The organism is Halomonas sp. TP35 (assembly GCF_052375975.1).
In the GTDB taxonomy this organism is placed as follows: Bacteria; Pseudomonadota; Gammaproteobacteria; order Pseudomonadales; family Halomonadaceae; genus Vreelandella; species Vreelandella citrativorans.
On record NZ_JBQSUZ010000001.1, the window covers coordinates 439,298 to 454,865 of the forward strand.

The following is a 15,568-nucleotide window of genomic DNA, read 5'->3' on the forward strand; positions in this document are numbered from 1 at the left end:
GCGTTCTAGGCTGGTTTTCTAAACCCCATTAATGACAAGACTCTATAGAGGGTAATAGATATGTCAGCTCAAGAGTTTTCCCCTACTGCCGGGCTCAGCGTCGAGCAACTCGACGCATACTGGATGCCTTACACCGGCAACCGTCAGTTCAAACGCGACCCGCGTATCATCACCGGTGCCAAGGGCAGTTATCTCACCGATGCCCAGGGTCGCCAGGTTTTTGACGGCCTCTCCGGATTGTGGACGTGTGGCGCTGGGCACTCTCGCCCAGAAATCGCCGACGCGGTAAGCAAGCAGTTGCGCGAGCTGGACTATGCACCTGCTTTCCAGTTCGGGCATCCCAAGGCGTTTGAACTTGCTCATCGTCTGCGTGAGCTGACACCTAAAGGTCTGGATTACACCTTTTTCACCGGCTCGGGTTCCGAGAGCGCCGATACGTCCTTGAAGATTGCCCGCGCCTACTGGCGTAAGAAAGGAAAACCCACCAAGACCAAGCTGATCGGGCGTGCCAAGGGCTATCACGGCGTCAATTTCGGTGGTTTCAGTGTGGGCGGTATTGGTGCCAATCGGGCGCTTTATGGGCAGGGCGTCGATGCTGACCACCTGCCCCACACCCTGATTGCTGAGAACGCCTTCACCCGTGGCATGCCCGATCGCGGTGCCGAGAAGGCCGACGAGCTGCTTGAGTTGATCGCGCTGCACGACGCTTCCAATATCGCCGCGGTGATCGTCGAGCCACTGGCTGGTTCCGCAGGGGTAATCCCGCCGCCGAAGGGGTACTTGCAGCGGCTGCGCGAGATCTGCGACCAACACGATATCCTGCTGATCTTCGACGAGGTGATCACCGCCTTTGGGCGCATGGGATCTATGACCGGTGCCGAGGAGTTCGGCGTCACTCCCGATATAATGAATTTCGCCAAGCAACTGACCAACGGTGCGGTCCCCATGGGCGGCGTGATCGTTCAAAGTGAGATTTATCACACCTTCATGGAGCAGGGTGGTGCCGACTACATGCTTGAGCTGCCCCATGGCTACACCTATTCCGGGCACCCGGTGGCCTGTGCCGCAGCCCTATCGGCTCTGGACGTGCTCGAGCAGGAATGCCTGATCGACCGCGTGCGCGAGATGAGCCCAGTCTTCGAAGAAGCGCTTCACGGGCTTAAGGGCACGCGTTATATCAGCGATATCCGTAACTATGGACTCGCTGGCGCCTTGCAGATCGAACCCTACCCTGGTGAGCCGGCCCGCCGACCCTACGAGATCGCTATGAAGTGCTGGGAAAAAGGCTTCTACGTGCGCTACGGCGGTGACACCATTCAGCTCGGCTTGCCCTTTATCGTCGAGCGTGAGGAGATCGACCGCGTCGTCAATGTGATAGGCGATGCCATCAGCGAACTGAACTGAAGCTCTTACTTCTGCAGACTAAACCGACAGACCCAACAAGAGGCAACTCATGACAACACTCGGCCATCTGATCAACGGTGTGCGTGTCGACCGCGAAGAGCGTACCCAGGATATCTTCAACCCCTCCGTCGGCGAGGTTGCCGGCCAGGTGAGCTTGGCGAGCAAAGCTACCGTCGAGGAGGCCATTGCCGCTGCCGAGGCCGCCTATCCGGCCTGGCGTGACACCCCGGCCGCCAAGCGCGCCCGGATCATGTTCCGCTTCAAGCAACTGCTGGAAGAGCATGCCGACGAAATCGTCCGCCTGGTCGGCCAAGAGCACGGCAAGATAGTGCATGATGCGCGGGGCGAACTCGCCCGGGGTATCGAGAATGTGGAGTACGCCTGCTACGCCCCGGAGCTGCTCAAGGGCGAGCACAGCAAGAATACCGGCCCCAGCATCGACTCCTGGAGCGAGTTCCAACCCTTGGGCGTGGTGGCTGGCATCACGCCGTTCAACTTCCCGGCGATGGTGCCGCTGTGGATGTATCCCATGGCCATCGCCTGCGGCAACACTTTTGTTCTCAAGCCCTCCGAGCGTGACCCCAGCTCGGCACTCTACATTGCCGAGCTGGCCCAAGAGGCGGGGCTGCCCGCCGGCGTGATCAATGTGGTCAACGGTGACAAAGAAGCCGTCGACACTCTGCTCGACGACCCGCGCGTGCAGGCCGTCAGCTTCGTCGGCTCCACTCCGATCGCTGAATACATCTACTCCCGGGCAAGCGCTAGCGGCAAGCGTTGCCAGGCCTTGGGCGGCGCCAAGAACCACGCCATCGTCATGCCCGACGCCGACATGGACAACGTGGTCAACTCCTTGAACGGGGCGGCCTTCGGTTCGTCGGGCGAGCGCTGCATGGCGCTTTCCGTTGCGGTGGCCGTGGGCGACGAAGCCGCCGATACGCTGATCGCCAAGATGCAGGAGCAGATGAAGTCGCTCAAGGTCGGCCCCTTCTCCGACAAGAGCAACGATTTCGGCCCGGTGATCACTAAGGCGCACCAGGAGAAGGTCTGCGGCTATATCGACAGTGCCGAACAGCAGGGCGCCACCATCGTGGTCGATGGGCGCGGTGTTCAGGTGCCGGGGCACGATAATGGCTTTTACGTGGGCGGCACCCTGATCGATCGGGTGACACCCGAGATGACCTGTTACCAAGAGGAGATATTCGGCCCGGTACTACTGGTGGTGCGCGCCGGTTCCATGGATGAGGCGATGAAACTGATCGACGATCACGAGTATGGCAACGGCACTTGCATCTATACCCGCGATGGGGAAGCGGCACGTTATTTTAGCGACCGTATTCAGGTTGGCATGGTGGGCATCAACGTGCCGCTACCGGTGCCGGTCTCCTACCACAGCTTCGGCGGTTGGAAGCGTTCGTTGTTTGGCGACCTTTCCGCCTATGGCCCCGATGCGGTACGTTTCTACACGCGGCGCAAGACGATCACCCAGCGCTGGCCGTCGGCCGGGGTTCGTGAGGGCGCACAGTTCTCTTTCCCCTCCTGATCGAGCCGGGTCTACCAATATCAGCGCATGACCGGAGGGTCATGCGCTCGGCCTCCTAACAAAAAGAGATAATGATCATGCAGATTGCTATTTCCAAGGAAATCAAAACCACGAATATCGTGTCGCCTTGACCCTCGCCGGCGCCCGCGAGCTGGTCAGCCGTGGTCACACCGTCACCGTGCAGGCCGGGGCAGGAGAGGGCGTTGGTTTCGCGGGTGCTACCTATGAAGCCGCAGGCGTCCGCACCGAGGCTGATGTGGCTAAGGTGTGGGGCAGTGCTGAGCTTATACTCAAGGTTAAGGAGCCGCAGTCCGAAGAAATCAAACGCCTCAAGGGGGGCCAAACGCTGTTCACTTACCTCCTCTTGGCCGCCGAGGAAGCCTTGACCCGGGGCCTTATCGAAAGTTGTGCCACCTGCATCGCCTACGAGACCATCACCGACCGTCAGGGCGGCCTACCTTTGTTGGCTCCGATGAGTACGGTTGCCGGACGCATGGCTGCGCAGCTTGAATTATTTACGCAATGTATGTGCCCATCATAGTCGGTTGTGGAATCGCAATATGACGGACCAGCCGCGTAAGCCCGCCCATAGTGAGGCCTCTCTATTTTCCCTGGGCTGGCAAAACTCCCATGTTCAGGCGCGTCCTTTCCTACTGTTCTGTATTGTTCAGTACCTATTGATGACGGTTAACCCGACGAGCACTTGGTGGGCCCGCTTATCAGAGTTGTTAAGCAGTTTCCCAGATTTGCGCGAAGCAGGGCTAAATCTAAAAGGCATGGGAATTATAGAAGGCTGGGAGCAGTGGGAATGGGAAGCAAGGCAATAAAAAACCCCTAAGCAATGCTACTGCGTGGCAGTTTCACCGATAGGGGCCGTGTTGGCGTAAATACTAGGCGCCCACGTTTCGAAAGGCAACACTTTTTAACACCTGTAGGGTGGCAAATTACTATGGCCATTGAGCAAGGAATCTGGAAGCTCGCGAACACTCCTGGCGCGCTTCCACAAAAGCTGCTACCAACGGGGCTGGCGGATGAAAGCCTGCTGGAAGAGCAGATTATGCAGGATGTCTCAATTCTGAATCGGGACTGGCTGCTGATCGGCCGTCAGGTGCGTACCGGCTTTGGTAAGCTGATCGATCTACTGGCCGTAGACGCCAACGGCACGGTAATTGTGATAGAGCTAAAGCGCGATAAAACCCCGCGTGATGTCGTCGCTCAGGCTATCGACTACGCCTCTTGGGTGGTGACACTTGCCGATTACCAGTTGATTGATATTTACCAGCAGTTTGCCGAGTGCTATGGGCGTACGCTTGTCACTTTGGGCGAAGCCTTTGAGGCCAAGTTTGGTATGGCGCTGGATAGTGTGACACTCAACGAGAGCCATCAACTGGTCGTGGTCGCTACGCAGTTGGATGCCAGCAGCGAGCGCATTATCAACTACCTGAACGAACACGCCCAGCTGTCCATCAATGCCATGTTCTTCTCCGCGTTTGAAGATAACGGCAATCGCTATCTCAGCCGCGCCTGGATGATTGACCCTGATGAGCCGCCTAAGCCGGTAGCACGTAAAGCCAATAAAGAACCGTGGAACGGCGAGTTCTACGCCTCATTTGGTGACGACCGGCCGTGGGAGCTTGCTCGGCGCTTGGGTTTTATCGCCGGTGGCGGTGCTACGTGGTATTCCAAAACGCTGGCAATGCTTTCAGAAGGCGACCGGGTGTGGGTCAATATCCCTAAAACAGGTTACGTGGGCGTTGGAGAGGTTATCGGCGAGCGCAGCCAGGCCACGGAATACCCGTTTGAAACGGAAAACGGCCCCAAAACGTTACTCGATATAGTGCGTCCAGATGATTACCCGCACTTGTATCAAGAGCTTAATGACGAGGAAGACAACGCTGAGTACCTGGTGCCGGTGCGCTGGCTCTATACCGTCGAGCGTGCGCAGGCGTTCAGCGAAGTGGGGCTGTTTGGTAATCAAAATACGGTGTGCAAGCCTACCGCGCCTAAGTGGTCGCATACGGTTAATCGGCTTAAGCAGATGTGGCCGTTAGATGTTCGTTCTCCAGCTTGATGCTAATTCTCTAGATACAGTAATTACACCCTCGGAAAGTGCCTTAACGCTCACCAAGGACGTGCCTGATTACCACCTCAGCCCGATACCCAGGCACGTTTCACCACTAAAAAACTACTGACTAGCAGTAGGCCGCACCACAATATCGCTGGTGTCGACGTCGTCAGGCTGGTTGATAGCATGGGCGATGGCGGCAGCAATGGCCTCGGGTTTAAGGGCAATCTGGCGGTAAGCTTCCATGGCCTCGGCGGCTTCCTTGTCGGTGATGGTGTTGGCCAACTCCGACTCCACAACGCCGGGATAAACGCAGGTGACGCGCAGGCAGTTGGTTTCCTGGCGCAGGCCGTCAGAAATGGCGCGCACGGCGTATTTGGTCGCGCAGTACACGGCGGCGGTGGGCACGACACTCAGCCCGCCGATGGAGGAGATGTTGATAACCTGCCCCGCCTGTTGCGCCTGCATGGTGGGAAGAACCGCCGCGATTCCGTTTAGTACGCCACGAATGTTCACATCGATCATGCGGTTCCACTCATCTACCTTGAGCGCTGCCAGCGGGGAAAGTGGCATAACGCCTGCATTATTGATGATGACATCGATGCGGCCATGGGTGGTGATCGCAAACTCGGCAAACGCCTGCATATCTTCACGGCTAGTGACATCCAGGGCCTGGTAATCAACTGTGCTGCCGTTGGCACACAATTCGCGCGCCAGTGCTTCCAGTCGGTCGGTACGTCGCGCACCAATAATTAGGCGATGGCCTTGCTTGGCCAGTTCGCGGGCCGTGGCTTCACCAATACCGCTGCTGGCGCCGGTCAATAAAACAACTTTAGAGGGGACGTTCGATAGGCTGGTCATGCGTTTTTCCTGTTGTGGGAAAGTACAGGGAAAGCGTAGGGGATGCCCACGAACGGCAATATAGACGATCCTCTTGCATGCTTGCCTAAAGCTATTAATTGGCGGGCTGGAGGCAGGAAACTGACCCAACAGCCTATACTATTACTCTTATGTTGGCTCAGACACTGGCAGTCTCAGTGGCGATCAACGAGGGCGAATAGTGAGAGCATTGAACGAGGTTGCTCATGGTAGCGAGTAGCGATGCGGTAGTGCAGCGCCGGATAATCGAACGGTTATATCAACTCGCCCCGCGCGAGGGATATACCCAGTCGCTGGTGGATGAGGTGCGCCTGATGCGCTCAAACCGGACGCTCAAAAACACCCCGGTGCTATATGAGCCGAGCATCGTCATCATCTGCCAGGGGCGTAAGCGGGGCTATCTGGGCAGCGAAGTGTATCTTTATGATGCGCATCACTATCTGGTGCTAGCGGTACCTCTGCCGTTTATTTCAGAGACAGAGGCGAGCCCTGACGTACCGATGCTGGGGATTGCGATCCGCCTTGATACAGCGGTCATTGCAGAGCTTGTCACCCAGCTGGATGAAACGGTCGATGTTCAGCCAACCCCACCCCGCGGCATGCTTTCCACACCGCTTGATCAATCGCTTGCCGGTGCAACGCTACGCTTGCTGGATGCGCTGGCAACGCCTGCGGATGCACGCATTCTAGCACCGTCCATCGTGAGAGAGATTTGCTACCGGGTACTGACCGGCGAGCAGGGCGGAAGCGTTCGCTCGGCGTTATCCCACTATGGGCAGTTCGGGAAGATAGCCAAGGCGCTACGCCGCATCCATGTACATTACGCCGCTCCGCTGGAAGTGGGCACGCTCGCCCATGAGGTGGGAATGAGCGCTCCGGCGTTTCATGCGCACTTCAAATCCGTCACTCAAACCTCGCCTATCCAGTACATCAAATCGACGCGCTTGCACCATGCGCGGCTGTTGATGATTCGTGATGGATTGACCGCCGCTGCTGCGGCGAGCCGGGTAGGCTATGAAAGCCCTTCCCAGTTCAGCAGGGAGTTCAAGCGGCTATTTGGTCAGCCACCTGCAGAGGAGGTGCGCGCTATGAAATTGAGTCTGGCGTTATCACCGCCTGCTCCTATCACCGATATCGCTTCATTGCATTGAGAACGATACGATGCCAGATGCTAACTCATTAGCACATTTTATAATCTCTCAGCCTATACGAGTTACCAATGAACATACTCGATAAACGCGCCTTCTACCTGCTGGAAGTAAGCAGTTGCGGCGGTATTCGCGCGGCGGCTGAGCATTTGCATATTAACCCCTCCGTGGTGAGTCGGCAGGTTCGCAGCCTTGAGCGAGAGCTGGGAATGGCGCTATTAGAGCGGCAGGGGCGCCATATGATGTTAACCGAGGCGGGGCTGCTGGTGGTGGATAGCTTTCTTGCCCAGCGGCGGCTCAACTCGGAGCTGGGGGATACGCTTTCCCGGTTGCGCAATCTACAGGCGGGGAAGGTCGTGGTTTCGGTGGGCGATGGGTTTGTGGATAGCTTTATCAACTACGTGATGAAGCGCGTCTCCGAACATTACCCGGACGTGCTGATCGAGATCAAAACGGGCATCTACTACCCCCGTGAGCCCCACGAGATGGTGGCCAACGACGAGGTGGATATTGCGATTACCTATGGGCCAATCTCGGATCCGAGGCTGGTGGTACACTCCTTTGAGCGCGGCCCGCTATGTGCCCTGGTGGCACCTTTTCATCCGCTGGCCCGGCAGGAGAGTGTTACGGTAGCAGAGCTTTTGCAGCACAAGCTTATTTTTCTGCCCGATGTATCGGGGTCGCAGCAGTTTGTAAATGCGTTGTTTAGCGCCGCCGGGCAACCCGCCACGCCCGCCTACCGTTGCAACCTGCATTCTGTTTCACGGCGCATGGCGAGTGCCGGTATTGGGGTGTCGTTCATGACCGCGGCGGCTGCACGCAATGAGGTGGACGAAGGGCAGCTCAGAGCAATTCCCGTGGCGCACCCACTGGCAGCCAGCAGTCAGGGCAATCTGGTAAGAAGAGTCGGCAGAAGGCTTTCACCCGCTGCCGACTATTTATGGAAGCTGATGCTGACGATGCAGTAATCAGTTCGCCATCATGTAAACGCCGGGGCCGATCGGCCACCCCATGGCTAGCCAGAACATCAAAAAGGCGGACCAGGCGAGCAGGAAGGTAACCGCTAGCGGCAGCATGGTGGCTATCAGCGTGCCCAGCCCCATGTCCGGCTTGTAGCGCTGCATGTACACCAGGGCAACCGAGAAGTACGGGCTCATGGGGGAAATGATATTGGTGCTGGAATCACCGATGCGGAACATGGCCAGTACGAAAGCGGGGTCGAAATCGATCATCATCAGCATCGGCACGAATACTGGGGCCATCAGCGCCCACTGGGCCGAGCCGCTGGTCATGAACACGTTGAGTACCGCACTCATGGCAATGAATGCCCCCACCAGCGGCAGGCCGGTAAAGCCGGTGCTCTGCAGAATGTTCGAACCCTCGATGGCAATGTACTGACCAAGCTCCGACCAGCGGAAGTAGGCGATGAACTGTGCAATGGCGAAGAACAGCACCAGCGTGGGCGCCAAGTCGCTTGCTGATTCGGCCATGCGCTGGGGGACGTCGCGGCTGGTCGTTATCTTGCCGGTGGTAATGCCGTACACTAGGCCGATGGTCACGAAATAGCCAAACATGAGTGGCACCAGCGAGCGTAGGAAAGGTGACGGAATTAGCCCGCCCTCTTCGTTACGCAGCGGGGATGCTTCAGGAATAACGGCAATCAGGATCAGCGCCAGATAGATCAAGGTGGCGAAGCCGACCCGCTTAAGGCCTAACTTCTCTTCCGGTGTTAACTCCGGCTTGACGATATCCGTCTTAAAATCCTTGCTCATCGGCAGCGTGCGCGTGAGCCGCGGTTCAACCACCTTATCGATAATCAGCGTACCCGCAATGGCAAGCACGAATACTGAGCAGGCCACAAAATAGTAGTTATCAACTGGCGAAATATAGGCATCAGGATCGACCAACCGTGCTGCTTCGGTAGTGATGCCGGCAAACAGCGCGTCCCCGACAGTAATAAACAGGCTGGCATCAAAACCTGCACCGGCGGCGGCGTAGGCTGCGGCAGCGCCCGCAATAGGGTGACGGCCCACCGAGTGATACAGCATGGCGGCCAGCGGTATCAAAATCAGGTAGTTGGCATCAGAAGCAATACTGCCGCAGATGCCCGCCAAAAATACGCAGAAGGTTAGCAGTGAGGGCGGGGCTTTGGCGACGCTTACCTGCATCAGCGTCGACATCAGGCCGACCTTATCGGCCAAGCCAATACCGAACATCACCACCAAAATAAGCCCAAGCGGTGGGAAATTGACGAAGTTACTGACCACACTGGTCAGCATGAATTCTAAACCATCGCCTGATAGCAGGCTTTGGACATAGACGGTGTCGCCGGTTTGTGGGTTGATCGCCGAGACGCCAAACGTGGCGAGCATGGCTGAGATAACTACAACCACTACGGCGAGGATGGTAAATAGGATGAACGGATGAGGAAGTTTGTTACCTACGCGTTCAATAGAAGCGAGTACAGACTGCATAGTGTTAACCCTTGTTTTTAGAAATTTTTTGGTTGTAAAAAGGTTGTCAGCTGCGTAACAGTAGCCCTTTTGCTAAAGCAACAAACATGCCACCTGCTACCTGTAATATGTTGTCGTTAAAGTCGTAGTGTTCGTTGTGAAGATAAGCGCTGTCGCCGTTACCGACGAAGAAAAAGCAGCCAGGCACTTCCTGTAGGTAGAACGCAAAGTCTTCGGCACCCATGGTGGGCATGTAATCCAACTGCTGAATGTCGTTACTGACTACATATTTGGAGGCGAGTGCTAACACCCGTTCAGACCATTCGGGATCATTGGATAGTGGTGGAATCTGGTGAATGTGTTCAAGTTTGAAGCTGGCGCCATGGGCATCACACACGCCTTTAGTGACCTGCTCAAGCTTGCCAGCCAGCGCATCGCGGGATGAGGGGCGGTCACTTCTAATATTCACCACGAGCTCTGCGGCGCCGGGGATTACGTTGGCTGCATCGCCTGCATGAAAGGACGCTACGGTAATCACACCGGATTCCAAGGGTGATTTGTGACGGGCCACCAACCCTTGCAATTGTTGTACTAGCGAGGCGCCAACGTAGATCGGATCAATGGCCAAGTGAGGCATGGCCGCATGGCCAGAGACGCCCTCGATGATGACTTTGAACGTGTCGTTGCCACCCATAGCCGGACCGGGCTTTACGAACAGTTGGCCTTCAGGAAAGCCGGGGCGATTGTGGTAGCCAAATACGGCTTCCACTCTAGGGTTTTCAAGCACCCCAGCCTTGACCATCGCATCCGCACCGTTGCCGCCTTCTTCCGCTGGTTGAAAAAGCAACTTGAGATGCCCACACAGTTCATCACGCTTTTCCATGATGACTTCGGCGGCGAGTAGTAGCGTGGCGGTGTGTCCGTCATGTCCGCAGGCGTGCATAAGACCTTCATTCTGCGAACGATGGCCAAACGTATTGGCTTCGTGAATAGGAAGCGCGTCCATATCAGCACGAAACGCGATCACAGGACCTTCGCGGCCGGTATCCAGTTCCGCCAGGATCCCTGTTGTCGCAATACCCTCAGTTACCTTGTAGCCAAGCGCGCGTAATCGTTCGGCGGCTAGCTTGGCGGTTTGGGTTTCTTGGTATTTAAGCTCAGGCTGCTTGTGGAGAGTTTGTCGCAGAACGATTGCATCTTGTATTTGCTTATCGGTAAACATTGCCTGTCCTTGCCGTTATTGATGTGCCTATTGGCAACGTTATTAGGAAGACTAACCCTAAGTGACTTCACGGGTGGAAAGGAGAAGCAGGAACGTTATCTTTGTTGCTTTTTGAGCAACATTTAAATTAGATCCATGGTTTTAGTGCAAGATTTAGAAGTTATGTAGCTCAATAAAAAGCCGCGCAATCGCGCGGCTGCCTCATTTACTCTAAACCCCTTAAAACTCAGTCCTCAACGTAAGCGAGGCACTACGTGGGGCGCCGTAAGCCGTAGCGGTTGTAGTAGCGTTGGTCGAGCAGGTTGTCGACGTTAAGCGTTACGCTGGTTTCATCGTTGATATCGTATTTTGCCATGGCGTTAACGATGGCGTAGCCGGGCCAGTTGACGGCAGTGGAACCTGTGCTGACGCCGTTTGTAGGTTGGCCTGCCGGGCCTGATATCGCATGGGTGTTGCTTTGCGCGTACACACCGCCGCCGAAGGTCATGCGGTTCAAGAAACCGGACGGTTCATACGTAGTGGAAAGCTTGAACAGATGCGATGGGTCGCTGCTGCCATCCGAGTCCACACGGCGGAAGTGCAGGTAAGTGTAGCCACCGTAAACATTCCAGTTGGGCGTCAAAGAGCCGGCGATCTCCAGGTCGATGCCATCGGTTTCATAGCTGTCGCCCACGATGGGTTTAACCGTGGCGCCGCTGGTGGTTTCACGGGTTTGCGGCGTGAATGTGCTGGTGTAGCTTGCATATAGCGAGTGATTGTCCGTGAGGTCATACACCACGCCCGCGTAGGGGTTACCACGCCGTTTTCGTGCTGACTTGAGTGATCACTTGTGCGCAGTATCGTCATGGCGCATCGCGGCAGATTGGCGCTCAAAAACCGAACCGGTGGCGGGCTACGTGTTGTAATGGCGCTACCCGCCTGTGCTGACACGTCAAGGGAAAGCGCCTCTTGATGCGTGTGGCTTCGGCGCGGGGATAGGGCTTGAGATGAGCGGGGCAAGCGTAAGAATTAGCGCAGCAGCAGGTCTTCCTTAATGGGAATAAACGCGCTCGCTTCGTTCATTAGTGACGCAGCGGTGAGCTGGGGGACGCCATATACCTCTACTTTTTTCCCATACTTGACGCGAATTTTATTCACCAGCAGGTCAAAATCGCCATCACCCGTTACCAGTACGATAACGTCGGCGTGCTCTGCGTACTCGATGGCATCCAGCGCAATACCCACATCCCAATCGCCCTTGGCAGAACCATCGGCGCGTTGAATAAAGGGCTTTAGCTTCACCTCAAAACCAATGGCTCTGAGTATATTTTGAAACTCGCGCTGTTTCTTATCGCCTTTATCAATGGCATAGCAAAACGCACCCACCACGTCTCTGTTGGCGGTGGCTTGCGCCCAAAACCGGTTGTAATCAAAGTTTCTCCGATATGCATCCCGCGTGGTGTAGTAGACGTTTTGTGTATCAATAAAGATGGCGACGTTGGTCATAAGTATGGCTCGTTGCGAACTATCCCATCATGCGGGCATGTTGGTCCCATAGCATCCAGATCGTACCGGCCACGATGATAAGCACGATCAGTGTGGTGAAGAGGATACGCTTTAGAGCGTCCCGGTGCGATTTAGCCTAGCCAATATGTAGGAAAAAAGCGCAGATGAACAATGAAGTGCACCAGTGCGAGCGCACCGAATACCATGAGGGCAGGCATGCCTGTTAGCAGGCTCAGGGAGATATTTGCACATGACTCACTCTGAGCTGATCTTGCAGGCAAATGAGCGCTGGATAGGCCATTCATTATTGGCACGTCATTCATGAAACGCCCCGCCATGTTTCGTCGGCGGGCGTTTCATGAAAGGGTCTCAGTAGCTGTGATGCGCTAATGCGAATGTATTACTTTCCTCGGTGACCTTAAAGCGACCTACCATGCTGGCCATGTCGCCTGCTTGGTCGTCCAGTGAGCGGCTCGCTGTGGCGACCTGCTCGACCAGCGCAGCATTCTGCTGAGTGACTTCTTCCAACTGGGTTAACGCCTGATTAATTTGCTCAATGCCTGATGACTGTTCGGTGGTTGCTGCGGATATTTCTGACACCAAAGCAGCCGTATGCTGAGCGCGTTCTGCAATGTTTTTTAGCGTATCGCTTGTTGAGGTAACAAGCTCTTCCCCGTCTTCTATACTTTTAACGTTATTGTCGATCAGCTTTCGAATCTGCTTGGCTTCTTCTGCACTTCGGCTTGCCAGGTTACGTACCTCTGAGGCTACCACTGCAAATCCACGCCCTTGCTCCCCGGCTCTTGCGGCTTCTACGGAGGCATTCAAGGCTAGGATATTGGTCTGGAAAGCGATGTTATCAATGGCTTCCACTATCGCGGTGACTTGCTGATTGGCTTCATGGATCTGCTCCATCGCCATACGCGCCCGTTCGGCTATATCGTTAGCGGAATTTGCCTGGCTTGCCATGTCCTGTGTAGAACGACGTGCTTCCTGAGCCGTATCTGCACTTTGCTTCACGGTGGCCGTAATCTGCTCCATGCTGGATGCCGTTTCCACAAGCGACGCAGATTGCTCTTCGGTGCGCTGGGCAAGGTCTGCATTCCCCTTGGCAATCTCCTTGCTGGCAACTTCGACAGACTGAGCACCCTGCTTGATGCTGGCCACCAGCTCTTCCGTTTTAGCCGTTGATTCGTTGAACGCCTGATAAAGCTGTGACAACTCATCGCTTCCTGGAATCGCCAAGCGCTGAGTCAGATCTCCTCCACGTGTCTGGATGTTTTCAAGCGCTATTTTTAGCGGGCGTACAATACTGCGGACAATGAGCACAGAAAGCAGAACCGCTAACAGAGCCGCCGCTAAGGAGCACGCCAGATAATACGCCAGCTCGCTGACCGCGTTGTCACGCAAGCTCTGGGCTGTTTCAAGCAGAAGATCGGCCGCTTCTCGTCCTACTTCCGCCTGGCTGTCAATCAGCATGGTTTGTTGGTCAAACCACTGCTGGTGATTGATATTGAAATCTCCAGCCGTGCCTTGCTCCACCGCGGTACGTCGCATGTCAGCAAGCGTTTTAGCAAGATCACTTTCCAGTATAGCTGCCAGCTCGCTCTGCAGGCTGGCATTGGAAAGCTGATTAAACGTTTTAAGGTATGCTTCTGATCGGCCTGTGATCGACAGCAAATTGGCGAACGCGGTAGAAGACATGGCGTCTGCACTAAAAGCGGTTGTTAACATGGCCCGCTCAATACCCGCTAGTTCTTTTATGTTTAACAAATTGTAATAAGCATTGAGCTGTCGAACAATTTCTCCGCGCTCAACGCTAAAGGTAAGTTGGCTGACAATGTTGATTAAAAAATCATTAATGTCCGTATAATAACGGTTGGATTGATCGCCTGGTATTTCCAGCCTGTCGGCGCGCAAACGGATTGTGTTTATCTCATGCAAAATTTGTTTAGCTTGAACTACCTGCTCTTGAACGCTTGTGTCATCTTCAGAAAAGATAAGATTTTCGGTATAAAGATTGAACTTCTCAATCTGTCCATCGGTCACCTTGCGCTGGCTAGGCAGCTCAGTGCGAAAGTTTTGCCCGCGGCTGCCTAAAAAGGCGGCTGTCATACCACGCTCGCGCTGAAGTTCATGAACCAGGTCACCGGCATACTGGCTCAGTACCGTCATCTCCTGAAGATGATTCATTTCAGACACAATCGCTTTACGTTCTAAAATACCTGACACTGCTAGCCAGGTCATGGCTAGCAATGGCAAGGCGAGAACCAGAATAAACTTACGGCCTATAGTAATACGGTGTAATACCTTCAGCATTATGTTTTCTCACATGAAAAGGATAATTTATGACAACGACGTTGAAAAGCTGACCATAACCTGCGCGTGTGCCTGTGCATTAATGGCTTGCTTACTTTTATCGGCAATGAGCGTTATAGCTGAAGCCATGAGGGGAGAAGATGATTTTAGGCTTGATCTAAGTCAAATTTAGTTAAAAATCAGACTTGTCTATCTTGACGGTAAGTTTTTATGACTTTTTTGAAGTCTATAGTTGATGTGTTTAAAGTGATTTTTATTTTTTCTTATCAGTTGTTTCTTTTTTTAATGGTGGCGTCGCTGTTAGATAGCAAGGTGTCGTAAAGGAGATGGTGGGGCGATGTGCGATCTAAGTGGCATGTTGGTGGGTGTTAACGTCGTATGTTTAATGTCTGCTCACTTGGTTATCTGAGTGGATAGAGAGCAAAGAAGATCAACATTACATGTTAGATAGTTCACCCAGAGAGCTTCTTCATATCAAAAGTGACCAAAACTCGCGAGGTGATAAATAAATGCTGATCTTGAAAGGCGGTTTGATGTGGCAAGCCGCCCTAATAGATAAAGTAATATAGTTAATTGTTTGCCTGCCGTGACAGGATTTCAACAAAACGCTGGCGTGCCGGTGCAGGCAGGTTGTCGGGCAGATCCTCTTCCGTCGCGGTGGTATCGCCGACTTGAATCAGCATCACCATGCCCATGGTGTAATGTGGCGAGCACTTAATGCCCCAAATGCCCTCGGCATTCAGTGTTACCTCAATCTCTTCGTTAATATTGCCTACAAATGCCTCGCCGCCTTCGGGGATCATGCCGTCAATGGTGGCCGCATTATGCCCCGGGGCGGTGGCTAGAAATTTCACCGTATCGCCAGGTTGAACAATAAGATAGTCCGGTGCGAAAGGCATTGGCCCGGTATCATTGCGGTTCAGCATCTCAACGGTATGTGTGTTGGCTAGAGCCGCCAGCGGTAGCAGACCAAGCAGAACAATAAGTCGTTGCATCATTTTCATAGTGAGTAAGCCCATACATTAATGAGTAAGAAGCGCGCCCTTGGGGCAC

The 15,568-nt window shown here is 54.6% G+C and carries 13 protein-coding genes and 1 pseudogene; 7 read left to right on the forward strand and 7 right to left on the reverse strand.

Going from position 1 to position 15,568, the window contains the following annotated elements; all coding sequences use genetic code 11:
• Window positions 1-60: 60 nt before the first annotated feature.
• From ACT3RU_RS02040 to ACT3RU_RS02060, 5 genes and pseudogenes are all read left to right on the forward strand, one after another.
• The gene (locus tag ACT3RU_RS02040) at window positions 61-1,404 is read left to right on the forward strand and encodes an omega-aminotransferase AptA (RefSeq protein WP_087110766.1); all 1,344 of its coding nucleotides are present in this window, start codon (window positions 61-63) and stop codon (window positions 1,402-1,404) included.
• A gap of 49 nt (window positions 1,405-1,453) precedes the next feature.
• Window positions 1,454-2,944, forward strand: a complete 1,491-nt coding sequence (locus ACT3RU_RS02045) for a CoA-acylating methylmalonate-semialdehyde dehydrogenase (protein WP_087110768.1) — start codon at window positions 1,454-1,456, stop codon at window positions 2,942-2,944.
• Window positions 2,945-3,021: 77 nt separating this feature from the next.
• A pseudogene (locus ACT3RU_RS02050) lies at window positions 3,022-3,449 on the forward strand (alanine dehydrogenase); the annotation flags it as partial.
• A 55-nt stretch (window positions 3,450-3,504) separates the two neighbouring features.
• Window positions 3,505-3,771 (forward strand): Abi family protein, encoded by a 267-nt coding sequence (locus tag ACT3RU_RS02055; protein ID WP_176372233.1) that lies wholly within the window; start codon window positions 3,505-3,507, stop codon window positions 3,769-3,771.
• 122 nt (window positions 3,772-3,893) lie between these two features.
• Complete coding sequence (locus tag ACT3RU_RS02060) at window positions 3,894-5,015, forward strand: DUF8606 domain-containing protein (protein WP_087110770.1); 1,122 nt, start codon at window positions 3,894-3,896, stop codon at window positions 5,013-5,015.
• 114 nt (window positions 5,016-5,129) lie between these two features.
• Here ACT3RU_RS02060 and ACT3RU_RS02065 read toward each other — a convergent pair whose 3' ends face one another.
• Window positions 5,130-5,870: an SDR family oxidoreductase gene (locus ACT3RU_RS02065; RefSeq protein ID WP_087110772.1), complete on the reverse strand. Its 741-nt coding sequence runs from the start codon at window positions 5,868-5,870 to the stop codon at window positions 5,130-5,132.
• 224 nt (window positions 5,871-6,094) lie between these two features.
• Here ACT3RU_RS02065 and ACT3RU_RS02070 point away from each other — a divergent pair, with 224 nt between their 5' ends.
• Window positions 6,095-7,039 carry an AraC family transcriptional regulator gene (locus tag ACT3RU_RS02070; RefSeq protein ID WP_087110774.1) on the forward strand — a complete coding sequence of 315 codons (945 nt, stop codon included), beginning with the start codon at window positions 6,095-6,097 and terminating at the stop codon, window positions 7,037-7,039.
• Between the two features lie 68 nt (window positions 7,040-7,107).
• Window positions 7,108-8,004: a LysR family transcriptional regulator gene (locus tag ACT3RU_RS02075; RefSeq protein WP_087110776.1), complete on the forward strand. Its 897-nt coding sequence runs from the start codon at window positions 7,108-7,110 to the stop codon at window positions 8,002-8,004.
• On the opposite strand, the gene ACT3RU_RS02080 is transcribed toward ACT3RU_RS02075, so the two are convergent.
• The 6 genes from ACT3RU_RS02080 to ACT3RU_RS02105 all read right to left on the reverse strand — a co-directional run bounded on the left by ACT3RU_RS02080 (window position 8,005) and on the right by ACT3RU_RS02105 (window position 15,510).
• Window positions 8,005-9,510 (reverse strand): AbgT family transporter, encoded by a 1,506-nt coding sequence (locus tag ACT3RU_RS02080; RefSeq protein ID WP_087110778.1) that lies wholly within the window; start codon window positions 9,508-9,510, stop codon window positions 8,005-8,007.
• Between the two features lie 46 nt (window positions 9,511-9,556).
• Window positions 9,557-10,711 carry a M20 metallopeptidase family protein gene (locus ACT3RU_RS02085; protein WP_087110780.1) on the reverse strand — a complete coding sequence of 385 codons (1,155 nt, stop codon included), beginning with the start codon at window positions 10,709-10,711 and terminating at the stop codon, window positions 9,557-9,559.
• A 250-nt stretch (window positions 10,712-10,961) separates the two neighbouring features.
• Window positions 10,962-11,486, reverse strand: a complete 525-nt coding sequence (locus ACT3RU_RS02090; protein ID WP_217883886.1) for a TonB-dependent receptor domain-containing protein — start codon at window positions 11,484-11,486, stop codon at window positions 10,962-10,964.
• 233 nt (window positions 11,487-11,719) lie between these two features.
• Window positions 11,720-12,196: a LabA-like NYN domain-containing protein gene (locus ACT3RU_RS02095; RefSeq protein WP_087110782.1), complete on the reverse strand. Its 477-nt coding sequence runs from the start codon at window positions 12,194-12,196 to the stop codon at window positions 11,720-11,722.
• Between the two features lie 369 nt (window positions 12,197-12,565).
• A complete protein-coding gene (locus ACT3RU_RS02100; RefSeq protein WP_087110784.1) occupies window positions 12,566-14,515 on the reverse strand; it encodes a methyl-accepting chemotaxis protein in 1,950 nt (649 codons plus the stop codon).
• Between the two features lie 569 nt (window positions 14,516-15,084).
• A complete protein-coding gene (locus tag ACT3RU_RS02105) occupies window positions 15,085-15,510 on the reverse strand; it encodes a pseudoazurin (protein WP_225733914.1) in 426 nt (141 codons plus the stop codon).
• Between the last annotated feature and the right edge of the window lie 58 nt (window positions 15,511-15,568).

What these genes read in the sequence shown, in the direction of transcription:
- ACT3RU_RS02105 (WP_225733914.1), bottom strand. Translation starts at nt 15,510, where the DNA reads ATGCAACGACTTATTGTTCTGCTTGGTCTGCTACCGCTGGCGGCTCTA.
- ACT3RU_RS02055 (WP_176372233.1), top strand. Translation starts at nt 3,505, where the DNA reads ATGACGGACCAGCCGCGTAAGCCCGCCCATAGTGAGGCCTCTCTATTT.
- ACT3RU_RS02060 (WP_087110770.1), top strand. Translation starts at nt 3,894, where the DNA reads ATGGCCATTGAGCAAGGAATCTGGAAGCTCGCGAACACTCCTGGCGCG.
- ACT3RU_RS02045 (WP_087110768.1), top strand. Translation starts at nt 1,454, where the DNA reads ATGACAACACTCGGCCATCTGATCAACGGTGTGCGTGTCGACCGCGAA.
- ACT3RU_RS02085 (WP_087110780.1), bottom strand. Translation starts at nt 10,711, where the DNA reads ATGTTTACCGATAAGCAAATACAAGATGCAATCGTTCTGCGACAAACT.
- ACT3RU_RS02100 (WP_087110784.1), bottom strand. Translation starts at nt 14,515, where the DNA reads ATGCTGAAGGTATTACACCGTATTACTATAGGCCGTAAGTTTATTCTG.
- ACT3RU_RS02080 (WP_087110778.1), bottom strand. Translation starts at nt 9,510, where the DNA reads ATGCAGTCTGTACTCGCTTCTATTGAACGCGTAGGTAACAAACTTCCT.
- ACT3RU_RS02070 (WP_087110774.1), top strand. Translation starts at nt 6,095, where the DNA reads ATGGTAGCGAGTAGCGATGCGGTAGTGCAGCGCCGGATAATCGAACGG.
- ACT3RU_RS02065 (WP_087110772.1), bottom strand. Translation starts at nt 5,870, where the DNA reads ATGACCAGCCTATCGAACGTCCCCTCTAAAGTTGTTTTATTGACCGGC.
- ACT3RU_RS02040 (WP_087110766.1), top strand. Translation starts at nt 61, where the DNA reads ATGTCAGCTCAAGAGTTTTCCCCTACTGCCGGGCTCAGCGTCGAGCAA.
- ACT3RU_RS02075 (WP_087110776.1), top strand. Translation starts at nt 7,108, where the DNA reads ATGAACATACTCGATAAACGCGCCTTCTACCTGCTGGAAGTAAGCAGT.
- ACT3RU_RS02095 (WP_087110782.1), bottom strand. Translation starts at nt 12,196, where the DNA reads ATGACCAACGTCGCCATCTTTATTGATACACAAAACGTCTACTACACC.